Below are 11,272 nucleotides of genomic sequence, written 5' to 3'. Positions count from 1 at the left end.
AAACCAACCGTCACCGAGAAACTGTCGGGGGTGGGGCGGTGTGGGAGGGCAGGACCGCAGGCGCCATGGATGGCGCCTAGGAGCCCCCATGGACGGGTTTACGGCGTGTCCTGCCCGCCCACACCGCCCCGCACAACCAGCAGCAACCCAGAGCCGCTTTTGCTTCGGCCGTTGCCGTTGCATTGAGCAGGTGCAGGGCTGCAAGCCCTGCAGAAACACACTCAACCCTGATCCTGCGCCCGCGCCGCCTCCGCCTGCGTCTCCTCCTGCGCTGCCATCTCCCGCGCAATCCACGCATCGATCATGCGTCGCTGCCGCTGCGCTTGCCGCCGCTCCCGCGTGTACTCCTCGTCCAGCACCCGGTACAGCGACACCATCACCAGCACCATCAGCAGCGCGAACGGCAACGCCGCGATCGTGATCATGCCCTGCAGTGCATCCAGGCCGCCGGCCAGCAGCAGGGCCGCCGCGACCAATGCCACCGCTACGCCCCAGGCCAGCTTGCGCTTCAGCGGCGGATCGCCCGCTTCGTCGGTCGACATGCTGGCCAGCACCAGTACCGCCGAATCGGCCGAGGTCACGAAGAAGATCATCAGCAGGACCAGTGCCACGCAGGAAAGCAGCAACGGCATCGGCATGCTGTCGAACAGGGTGAACAGCACCGTCTCGTAGCCATTGCCCAGCGCCTGCACCAGATTGGCATCGCCGAAGATCTCTGCCCACAGTGCCGTGCCGCCGAATATGGAGAACCAGAAAAAGCCCAGCACCGTTGGGGCCAGCACGACACCGATGACGAACTCACGCACGCTGCGCCCGCGGGAAATGCGTGCGATGAACGAGCCCACGAACGGTGCCCAGGATATCCACCAGGCCCAATAGAAAATGGTCCAGTCCGCCACCCACGTACTGCCGGAGAATGGCGACATGCGCAGGCTCATGGTCACCAGTTGGTTGAGGTAGGAACCCAGCGTGGTAGTGAACGTATCAAAGATGAAGCCGGTTGGGCCAAGTACGAGCACGATGGCTGCCAGAAGTGCGGCCAGTGCAAGGTTGAAATTGGACAGCCACTTGACGCCGCGCTCGACACCACTGGCGGTGGAGGCCATGTAAAGCACGAACGCCACCGCGATGATGGTCATCTGCACGGCAACGGTTGCCTGGAGCCCGAACACGCGCTCGATGCCGGCGGCGATCTGGATGGTGCCGAAGCCCAGCGTGGTGGCGACACCGATCGCGGTGGCGACCACGGCGGCGACGTTCACCACCGTGCCGATCCAGCCGCGATGATGGCGACCGATGATCGGCTGCAGCATGTCACTGACCAGTCCGCGCCCATTGCGGTTGAACTGGAACCAGGCCATCGCCAGGCCGATCAATGCATAAATCGCCCACGGATGCAGGCCCCAGTGGAAGAATGCATAGCGCATTGATGCGCGCGCAGCCTCCATGCTCTGCGGCGCCAGTCCTTCCGGTGGCTTGGTGAAGTGGGAAATCGGCTCGGCCGCGCCCCAGAACACCAGGCCGATGCCCATGCCGGCGGCGAACAGCATCGACATCCAGCTGGCCCGGGAGAACTCGGGTTCGGCGTCTTCGCCGCCGATGCGCAGATTGCCGAAGCGGCCAAAGGCCAGATACATCAGGAAGGTCAGCGCGAGGAACACGACGAGCAGATAGAGCCAGCCGACGCTGCGGATGACGTCGGCCAGTACCGACTGCACCACGGTATTGAAAGGGCCGGGCGCGAAACCAGCAAGGAGTACCAGTACGAGCACCAGTGCGATGGAAGCGCGAAACACCATGAAGGAGCTTCTCCGATCAAGGGATTGAGGGGAGCGAGCCAGAGCTTGCAGCGATGGCCGCGCATGCGGCACCGCATCACGTTACTGAACGGAATGTCATCGCTCCGTTAACGATGGGCGCTCTGTGCTCTAATGCGCGGCAAGAAGCGGGGGTACCGCGGCCTGGTGGTCGCGGTTGAGATAGTCCCTTGGAACCTGATCCGGCTCATACCGGCGTAGGGAAGCTTTGCAGTGCAGCCGCGCCCGGAGTCCGCCCAAGGACCGTCCGGGCGCGGTGCGCAGTGCGCCGCCGCTTCGTCCCTGACCTTTCCTGGACGATGCCCGATGAACGCACAGCTCTCCGCCCTGCAGCAGCAGGCCCAGCAACTCTCCGAATCGGTGACCCAGCCGATTGCCGGTTCGCGCAAGATCCATGTGTCGGGCTCGCGACCTGACCTGCGTGTGCCCATGCGCGAAATCGTGCTGTCCCGCACGCCCGTGCTGTTCGGCGGCGGCGACAACGCGCCGGTCACGGTGTACGACACCTCCGGCCCCTATACCGACCCGGATGTGCGGATCGATCTCTCCGCAGGCCTGCCGGCGCTGCGCCGCGGCTGGGTAGAGGAGCGGGGCGACACCGAACAGCTCGATGGCCTGAGCTCGGCATTCGGTCGAGACCGCGAGCACGATGCGAAGCTCGACCTCGTGCGTTTCCGCGCACGCAGCCTGCCACGGCGTGCGCGTGCCGGTGCCAACGTCACCCAGATGCATTACGCGCGGCGCGGCATCATCACGCCGGAAATGGAATTCGTCGCCATCCGCGAGAACCAGCGGTTCGAAGCGATCCGCGATGCGGCGCTGCTGCAGCAGCATCCGGGGCAGTCGTTCGGCGCCTCTATCCAGAACATCATCACCGCCGAATTCGTCCGCGATGAAATCGCCCGCGGGCGCGCGGTGCTGCCCAACAACATCAACCACCCGGAAAGCGAGCCGATGATCATCGGCCGCAATTTCCTCACCAAGATCAACGCCAACATCGGCAACAGCGCGGTGTCCTCGGGCATCGCCGAGGAAGTGGAGAAACTGGTGTGGGCCATCCGCTGGGGCGGCGACACGGTGATGGACCTGTCCACCGGCAAGCACATCCACGAAACGCGCGAGTGGATCATCCGCAACTCGCCGGTGGCGATCGGCACCGTGCCGATCTACCAGGCGCTGGAGAAGGTCGACGGCCGCGCCGAAGCGCTGACCTGGGAAATCTTCCGCGACACGCTGATCGAACAGGCCGAGCAGGGCGTGGACTACTTCACCATCCATGCCGGTGTGCTGCTGCGCTACGTTCCGCTCACCGCCAAGCGCGTCACCGGCATCGTCAGCCGCGGCGGCTCGATCATGGCCAAGTGGTGCCTGGCACACCGCAAGGAGAACTTCCTCTACACGCATTTCGAAGACATCTGCGAAATCATGAAGGCCTACGACGTGACCTTCTCGCTGGGGGATGGCCTGCGCCCGGGCTGCATCGCCGATGCCAACGACGCGGCGCAGTTCGGTGAGCTGGAAACGCTGGGCGAACTGACGAAGATCGCCTGGAGGCACGACGTGCAGACCATGATCGAAGGACCCGGCCACGTGCCGATGCAGCTGATCAAGGAAAACATGGACAAGCAGCTGCACGAATGCGGCGAAGCGCCGTTCTACACGCTGGGGCCGCTGACCACCGACATCGCACCGGGGTACGACCACATCACCAGTGCCATCGGCGCGGCGATGATCGGCTGGTTCGGTACGGCCATGCTCTGCTATGTCACGCCGAAGGAACACCTGGGCCTGCCCAACCGGCAGGATGTGCGCGACGGCATCATGGCCTACCGCATCGCCGCGCATGCGGCAGACTTGGCCAAGGGCCATCCGGGTGCGCAGGTGCGCGACAACGCGCTGAGCAAGGCGCGTTTCGAGTTCCGCTGGGAAGACCAGTTCCACCTCGGCCTGGATCCGGAAAAAGCGAAGGCGTTCCATGACGAGACGCTGCCGAAGGATGCGCACAAGCAGGCGCACTTCTGTTCCATGTGCGGTCCGAACTTCTGCTCGATGAAGATCACCCAGGATGTGCGTGACCATGCCGAAGCGGGGTGGCAGCGGTAGCGCCGGGCCATGCCCGGCGAGCGGAGCGGCCTGTGGAAACCGCCGGGCATGGCCCGGCGCTACCACCACGCATCCACGCTGCACCGGCTATCCTCGCGCCACCACACAGGGGAAGGACGCCATGCCCGTTGCCATCACCACCCGTTGGCTGGCCATCGCCCGCCGTCATCCGTCGGCCTGGTTGCTGGGCGCGCAGCTGATCGCGGTGATGTTGTATCCGGCACTGGATGACACCGCAGGCGGGCGCGCCGCGTTGGGTGTGTTCGGTATGGCGGTGCTGGGGCTTGCGCTGTGGGTGGTGCAGCGCAGCCCGCTGGGCACGTGGCTGGCGCTGGTGCTGGCGATCCCGTCGGTGGTGTTTTCCATTGCCGCGGCACTGCTGGACCGACCCGCGCTCGGAACCGCAGCGCAGCTTCTGGAAAGCCTGCTGTATTTCTATACGGCAGGCGCGTTGATCGCCTACATGCTGCAGGACCATAAGGTCACCCGCGATGAACTGTTTGCCGTTGGTGCTACGTTCACGTTGCTTGCGTGGGGATTCGCGTTCGCATTTGCGGTCTGCCAGCAGTGGTATCCGGGCAGTTTCCAGGGCAGTGGAGAGAGTCCGCAGCGCACTTGGATGGAACTGCTTTATCTGAGCTTCAGCTTGCTGTCCGGGGTGGGGCTCAGCGACGTCGTTCCGCTGCATCCACAGGCACGCGCTTTGGTCATGCTGGAGCAGTTTTCCGGTGTCATGTACGTCGCTCTGGTGGTTTCGCGACTGGTCGGATTGACCATGATCCGGCGGCTCTGAAAATGAACCCCAGATAAAAATTTCGCGCCCAAAGGGGCGCGAATGATGTTGCAGCTTATGTGAATGCGTCGGCGAGAGAGAGCCTGATGTCGACCACGCATAGGCGAGGTAACCTGCATAGGCTAATATTCGTCGGCTTAGTTTTTTTTGCGGTATGCGCCGATGCTTTTTGCGGAATCTGGCTTCTCGCTGTGCCTCGGACGGAATCGTGTCGATTGGCAGTTGCCTCCGTGGCCCGTTTCAGACTTTTAGCAACACATGACCAGCGAAACCCAGCCGCCTGAAGCCGACCGCATACGGATCGGCGATTGCACCGTGACGTTGTCCTCGCGCGAGGTTGATGTCGTGGGTGCGCGTCGACCGCGCCGGCTCACCCCGAAAGCGCTGGGCGTGCTGCGCGTGCTGCTGCGGCAGCCGGGCCGCGTGGTCACCCGCGAAGAACTGTTCGCGGAAGTGTGGCCGGATACGCTGCCGACCAATGATGTGCTGACCCAGGCCGTGACGCAGCTGCGCAAGGCGTTCAGCAGCGACCAGGACAACGGCCAGACCTACATCGAGACCATCGCCAAGACCGGCTATCGATTGCTGGTGCCGGTGCAGGTGCTGTCAGATGCCGCGCGTGAAAGTGCGGAGGATGCAGCATCTCCCGAAGCCCCCGCCGCTGATGAACCCGTGGCGGTGCTGCAGCCGGCAGCGAACGCGGCGGCGCGCCGTCGCTGGCGTTACTGGCGTCGTCGCCTGCTGCTGGCGCTGGGCGTGGCGATGCTGCTCGCGTTGCTGGTGCTGACGGTGTTGCTGGTGCGGCGTCCGTCGCCGGTGAGTTCGCCGGTGGATGCCGCAGTGGAAGATGGCACCCGCGTGATCGGCAGTCCCGAACGTCCGTATCGCCTGATCACCGCCACGGCTGGTTTCGAGACCTATCCCACGTTGTCGCCGGACGGTTCGCAGGTTGCCTATGAAGGCGCGAACGAGGACGGCAAGGGCGGCAACGCGATCAAGGTGCAGACTTCGGGCAACGCGCCGGCACGCCAGCTGCTGTCGCCGCCGGAAGGCGCCAACGATCGTTTCCCGACCTGGTCACCGGATGGCCGCGAAATCGCCTTTGCGCGTTTTGGTGCCAACGGCAGCTGTCAGGTGCTGGTGGCCAGTGCCACCGGCGGCGCGCTGCGCCAGGCCACGCGCTGCGATGGCACCGAACTGCTGAGCTTTGACTGGACGCCGGACGGCCGTGGCCTGGTGTTCGGCAGCATGGTCGGCCGTTACGCGCATCGCGGCATCCGCGTGCTGGATCTGCCCACCGGGCAGTGGCGGGCGATCGACTACGCGGTGGACGAGGACGATTTCGACTACGCGCCGCGCTATTCGCCCGATGGCCGCTGGCTGGTGTTCGTGCGCAATCCTCAGCTGGGCGATCTATGGCGCATGCCGGCCACGGGCGGCACGCCCGAACAGCTGACCAATGAATCGGCCGAGTTGCGTGGCTGGGCCTGGCTCGGCGATGGCCGCACCATCGTGTTCGGTCGCCGCGTCGACAGCGAAGCCCGTCTGTACTACCTGGACGTGGCACGGCGCACCCTGCGTGACGCCGGCCTGGATGATGCGCAGTGGCCGGCGGTCTCGCGCCGCGGTGACATGCTGGCCTTCGTGCACCGGCGCGCCCAGTTTGGCGTGTTCAGGATGTCAGCGACTGGTGGCAGCGAGCGCCTGTTTGCCTCCAGCGGTCGTGACGCCCAGCCGATGCTGGCTCCCGATGGCCACCAGCTGGTCTTCAGCTCCGACCGCTCCGGCAGCTTCGCGCTGTGGTGGGCCGATCTGCAGCGGCCCGATTCGTTGCGGCCGATCGAGGGCCTGCGCCCGGAAGCCCGGCAGGCCCCGGACTGGTCCGAGGACAGCCGCCAGGTGCTGGTGGTGGGCCGCGATGACCACGGCAAGGCCGTGGTCTATGAGATCGCGCCCCGTGACGAGCGGCTGCAGCTGCTGCCGGTGCCGGTCGAGCAACCCCTGCAGGTGCTGTACGGGGCGGGCCCGGACCAGCTGTTGGTGCTCGAGCGCGACGCGGACCAGCACACCCGCCTGAGCCTGTTCGACCGCAGCAGCCAGCCGTGGCGACGCCTGGCCAGCGTGGAAGGCGTCTCCCAGGCGCGTTTCGACCGCAGCGGTGGGCGGGTGGTGTTCACCCGGTTGGCGGCCAGCGGGCTGTGGTCGATCAATCCGGCCCTGGACCTGGCCAGCGTCCAGCAGATCAGCCAGGACCGGCCCAGCCGCTGGCGCTACCGGACCTGGACCGTGGCCGGGCAGGGCGCTGTGGACTACCTCGGCACCAGCAATGCCTGCGCCACCACCCTGGTGCGCCTGCGCGGCAATCAGGAGGATCCGGAGCGCTGCCTCGACGCGCAGCGGCTCAGTGCCGGCAACGGCCTGAGCGCCAGCGCCGATGGGAGTGACCTGTACCTGGCCTTGGCCGTGACCGACGGGGCCGACATCGGCGTCATGCACCTGCCCAAGGCGGCGCCGTCGTTATTTCCTGCCTTCAGCAAGTTGTTGATCTTCAAAGACAATGGGCCTTCGTAATTTCTTCGTGCCACTCTCGTCGCGAATTCGTGGCGATCTCGTCAGACTTTCCTGACGCGGAAGCACCTGATTGGGCAAAACGGAGGCCTGTACTTGGCAAATCCGTGGTGCCCTCATGCGTCAACTCTCCCTGGCCGATCGCGGCCAAACCGTGTCCCTCGACAAGGCCGTCGACGATGTAGCCCCGACCTGCCTGGGCGTTGCCCGCCTGGGCAGCCTGCAGACCGCCGGCGTCAACTTCACTGTGTGGATGCAGGTGCGCGGCACCTCCTGGGTGGAAGCGAAGGAAGGCCGGTTCCGGCTGCGTCAGGGCGAGTGGATCGCGTTCGAGAAGGAGTCGCGCCCGCTGGTGCAGGCCGGCCGCAATGGCCTGTGCGTGGGCCTGAGCCTGAACCCCGAGGCGCTGCGGGTGCTGGCCGAGATGGCCGACTGCGGTCTGTACGCCGGCCGTGGCCGGATGAGCCGCAGCGACGCCCGCGTCGGCCTGCGCCTGTGGCGTGAGGCACTGGCCAATGGCCTGCCGGCGCCGTCGCTGCGTCCGCTGCTGCTGCACCTGGCCGGTCTGCAGCGCAGCCTGGCCGACAACGTGCAGCGCTGCCCGGGCCGCTCGCGCAGCCGCAAGCGCCAGGTGTTCGGCCGCATGCAGCGCGCCCGCCTGTACCTGGAAGGCAACAGCCACCGCGTGGTGCGCATCGGCGAACTGGCCGAGCTGACCAACTTCTCCAGCTGGTATCTCTCCAAGACCTTCCAGAGCCTGTACGAGGAAAGCCCGCAGTCGCTGTCGGCGCGCCTGCGGCTGGAACGTGCGGCGGATCTGCTGCGCGACACCGACATGATGGTCGGCGAAGTGGCGGCGGCCAGTGGCTTCGACAACTGCTGCAGCTTTGCCCGCGCCTTCCGTGCGCGCTATGGCACCTCCGCATCGCGTTTTCGTGAAAACGGCGCGAAGCTTCCGCCACAATCGGCAAAGTCTCCGGGTGTGTCGCGCAAATACAGCGCTGCAACGCAATCGTAACGTGCTGGGGTGTTTTAACACGCTGCTAACACGTACCTTGGAGAGATTGATGAACTTCCGTAATCCCGCAGTGCGGCTCGGCCTCCTGCCGGCCGGCATTGCGCTGGCGCTGACGCCGGCGTTTGCTTCCGCACAGGAAGCGGCTTCTGGCACCACCGACCTCGATCGCATTTCGGTCACCGGTTCGCGCATCCGCGGCGCCGCCGTTGAGACCCAGCAGCCGATCGTGACGCTGAGCCGTGAAAACCTGGAAAAGCAGGGCTACACCTCCGTGGCCGATGTGCTGCAGAACCTCACCTCGGCAGGCTCGCCGGCCATCTCCCGTTCGGAGTCGCTGGCATCGGGCGAGAACGTCGGCGGCTACTATGTTGACATCCGCAACCTGGGTGCCCAGCGCACCCTGGTGCTGATGAACGGCAAGCGCCTGGGCGCGACCACTGCCGGCTACCAGGACCTGAGCCAGATTCCGATGGCCGCTGTGGAGCGCATCGAGATTCTGAAGGACGGCGCTTCGGCCATCTACGGCTCGGACGCGATCGCCGCAGTCGTCAACGTCATCACCCGCAAGCGCGTCGACGGCGCCGAAGCCAGCGTCTACGTCGGCCAGTACGGCCAGGGCGACGGTGACACCACCACCTACGCCTTCACCCTGGGCAGCGTCGGTGAGCGTGGTGGCGTCACGCTTTCGGCCGAGTACTCGAAGCAGGATCCGGTCTGGGCGCGCAATCGCTGGTTCAGCCGTGATGGCAACGCGGGCCCGAACTACCCCGGCTCCGGCAACAGCCCGATCAACCAGAAGGGTGCATTCTGCGATCCCTGCGTAACCCCGGATCTGGAGCAGGGCGACCCCGGCTACGTCGGTCCGAGCGCCCAGCGTTGGTACACGCTGCGCGACGGTGGCAACCCGGCCAACCGCGCCGATTACCGCCTGGAGACCAGTGCCGACGCCGTCAATGCCAACCAGCAGATGATGGTGCAGACCGGTATCGAGCGTAAGTCGCTGTATGTCAACGGCAATTACGACTTCACCGACTCGATCGCGTTCAATGCAGATGTCCTGTACAACGAGCGCAATACCACTCAGCAGATTGCCGGCTACCCGTACCAGTCTGCGTCTTTCGGCACTCCGCTGTCGGCTGACAGCGCGTTCAACCCGACCGGCGAAGACCTGACCTTCCGTCGTCGCCTGTGGGAAGTTCCGCGTACCACGGACAGCCAGGTCAAGACCCTGCGTTTTGCTCCGACCATCAGCGGCTTCTTCGACTTCGCCGGCAAGACCTTCGACTGGGACGTCGGCGCGCTTTGGAACCGTAACGAAACCACCAAGCGTGGTCACGGCGACATGAGCCTGATCGCTTCCGAGCAGGCGCTGGGCCCATCCTTCATTGGTGCAGACGGCGTAGCACGATGCGGCACCAGCATGGCCGACGCGATCGCCACCAGCAACTGCCGCCCGTGGAACCCGCTGCTTCCGTTCGGCGTTGCAGGTGCAGGCTCGCTGGCTGATCAGGCCACGCAGGACTTCCTGTTCCCGTACTTCACCGACACCGGCCTGACCAAGACCACCAGCTTCACCGCCAACCTGGCCGGTTCCATCGTGACCCTGCCGGCCGGTGACCTCGGCTTCGCGGTCGGCGTCGAGCACCGCAAGGAAGAAGGCCGCTTCTCGCCGGACGCCTTCGCACAGTCGGGGCAGTCGACCGGCCTGGGCGCGCAGACCACCCAGGGCGAGTACTCGCTCGATGAGGTCTACCTGGAACTGAACGTGCCGGTCCTGAGCGACGTGCCGTTCGCCAAGGAACTGACGCTGAATGCCGCCACCCGTTACTCGGACTACAGCAACTTCGGTGACACGCTGAATTCCAAGTTCGGGTTCACCTGGCGTCCGATGGATGAGCTGCTGGTCCGCGGTACCTGGGCCGAGGGCTTCCGTGCCCCGACCATCGACAATCTGTATGGCGGTCTGAGCAGCAGCTTCGAGTCCTACACTGATCCGTGCGGCATCACCGCGCCGGGCTCCGTCAACGGCAACGCTGCCTGCTCGGCCGGCGGTGTTCCGGTTGGCTTCACGCAGTTGGGCCAGGGCCTGACCCCGTGCACCTCGACCCCCTGCGCGACCCCGGACCAGTTCATCTCCGGCGCCAACCCGAACCTGACCCCGGAAACCTCGAAGAGCACGACGGTGGGCCTGGTGTGGAGCCCGCGCTGGGTGCAGGGCCTGGACATCTCGCTGGATTGGTACAAGTACGAAATCAGCGACATGATCATCGCTGACAGCGTCGACCGTATCCTGCGTGACTGCTATGTGCTGGGCGATGCCTCGCGCTGCGGTTCGCACACCCGCGCTGCTGACGGCCACATCAACTCGATGACCTACGGTCTGGCCAACCTCGGCCAGATGGAAACGCAGGGCTACGACCTGGGCATCAAGTACCGCCTGCCGGAAATGGCTATCGGTCAGTTCGCCATTGACTGGCAGACCAGCTACCTGGCCAAGTACGACGAGCAGGGCCAGAACGCCGACGGCAATTCCATCACCATCGGCCGTGTTGGCGAAGCGGGCCTGTTCCGCGTGCGTTCGAACGTGGGCGTAACCTGGTCGCTGGGTGACTTCGGTGTGGCTTACACCGCTCGTTACTATTCGGGCATGAACGAAGCCTGCGTTGCAAACCGTCCGTGCGATCTGCCGGACCGTCTGCAGAACGGCGAAGGTGCACCGCTGCGCAAGACCGGCTCCAACACCTTCCACGACCTGCAGGTCAACTGGAAGGCTCCGTGGGATGCCACCATCGCCCTGGGCGCCAACAATGTGTTCGACCACAAGGGTCCGATCATGTTCACCCAGCCGAACTCGAACTTCGCCTATTACGGTGGCTTCGACGTGGGTCGCTTCCTGTACATGAAGTACACCCAGCGCTTCTGATCCATCGAAGCGTCGCAACACGCAACACAGGAGGGCGGACCGCAAGGTCC

General features: G+C 65.2%; 6 protein-coding genes and 1 riboswitch. Of the genes, 5 read left to right on the top strand and 1 reads right to left on the bottom strand.

Features of this window, described 5'->3' with window-relative positions; translation table 11 throughout:
- Nucleotides 1-221: 221 nt before the first annotated feature.
- On the bottom strand, nt 222-1,799 hold the full coding sequence (locus DCO49_RS17585) for a BCCT family transporter (RefSeq protein ID WP_116865099.1): 1,578 nt from the start codon (nt 1,797-1,799) through the stop codon (nt 222-224).
- Between the two features lie 138 nt (nt 1,800-1,937).
- A riboswitch (TPP riboswitch) is annotated at nt 1,938-2,039 on the top strand.
- An 84-nt stretch (nt 2,040-2,123) separates the two neighbouring features.
- On the opposite strand from DCO49_RS17585, the gene thiC reads away from it, so the two are divergent.
- The 5 genes from thiC (at nt 2,124) to DCO49_RS17560 (ending at nt 11,222) form a co-directional block, all read left to right on the top strand.
- Complete coding sequence (gene thiC, locus DCO49_RS17580; RefSeq protein WP_116865098.1) at nt 2,124-3,920, top strand: phosphomethylpyrimidine synthase ThiC; 1,797 nt, start codon at nt 2,124-2,126, stop codon at nt 3,918-3,920.
- A 121-nt stretch (nt 3,921-4,041) separates the two neighbouring features.
- Nucleotides 4,042-4,713 (top strand): ion channel, encoded by a 672-nt coding sequence (locus DCO49_RS17575; RefSeq protein ID WP_116865097.1) that lies wholly within the window; start codon nt 4,042-4,044, stop codon nt 4,711-4,713.
- 258 nt (nt 4,714-4,971) lie between these two features.
- Nucleotides 4,972-7,284 carry a winged helix-turn-helix domain-containing protein gene (locus DCO49_RS17570; protein ID WP_116865096.1) on the top strand — a complete coding sequence of 771 codons (2,313 nt, stop codon included), beginning with the start codon at nt 4,972-4,974 and terminating at the stop codon, nt 7,282-7,284.
- A 115-nt stretch (nt 7,285-7,399) separates the two neighbouring features.
- On the top strand, nt 7,400-8,299 hold the full coding sequence (locus DCO49_RS17565; protein WP_116865095.1) for a helix-turn-helix transcriptional regulator: 900 nt from the start codon (nt 7,400-7,402) through the stop codon (nt 8,297-8,299).
- A gap of 49 nt (nt 8,300-8,348) precedes the next feature.
- Nucleotides 8,349-11,222, top strand: coding sequence for a TonB-dependent receptor (locus DCO49_RS17560; RefSeq protein ID WP_116865094.1), 2,874 nt, complete (start codon nt 8,349-8,351; stop codon nt 11,220-11,222).
- Nucleotides 11,223-11,272: the final 50 nt, after the last annotated feature.

The sequence above is a fragment of the Stenotrophomonas sp. SPM genome, assembly GCF_003105135.1.
Lineage (GTDB): Bacteria > Pseudomonadota > Gammaproteobacteria > Xanthomonadales > Xanthomonadaceae > Stenotrophomonas.
This window is presented reverse-complemented; position numbering and strand designations above follow the sequence as displayed.

Bases quoted from the DNA above. Each gene is read 5' to 3' on its own strand.
- thiC (WP_116865098.1), top strand. From the start codon at position 2,124: ATGAACGCACAGCTCTCCGCCCTGCAGCAGCAGGCCCAGCAACTCTCC.
- DCO49_RS17585 (WP_116865099.1), bottom strand. From the start codon at position 1,799: ATGGTGTTTCGCGCTTCCATCGCACTGGTGCTCGTACTGGTACTCCTT.
- DCO49_RS17570 (WP_116865096.1), top strand. From the start codon at position 4,972: ATGACCAGCGAAACCCAGCCGCCTGAAGCCGACCGCATACGGATCGGC.
- DCO49_RS17560 (WP_116865094.1), top strand. From the start codon at position 8,349: ATGAACTTCCGTAATCCCGCAGTGCGGCTCGGCCTCCTGCCGGCCGGC.
- DCO49_RS17565 (WP_116865095.1), top strand. From the start codon at position 7,400: ATGCGTCAACTCTCCCTGGCCGATCGCGGCCAAACCGTGTCCCTCGAC.
- DCO49_RS17575 (WP_116865097.1), top strand. From the start codon at position 4,042: ATGCCCGTTGCCATCACCACCCGTTGGCTGGCCATCGCCCGCCGTCAT.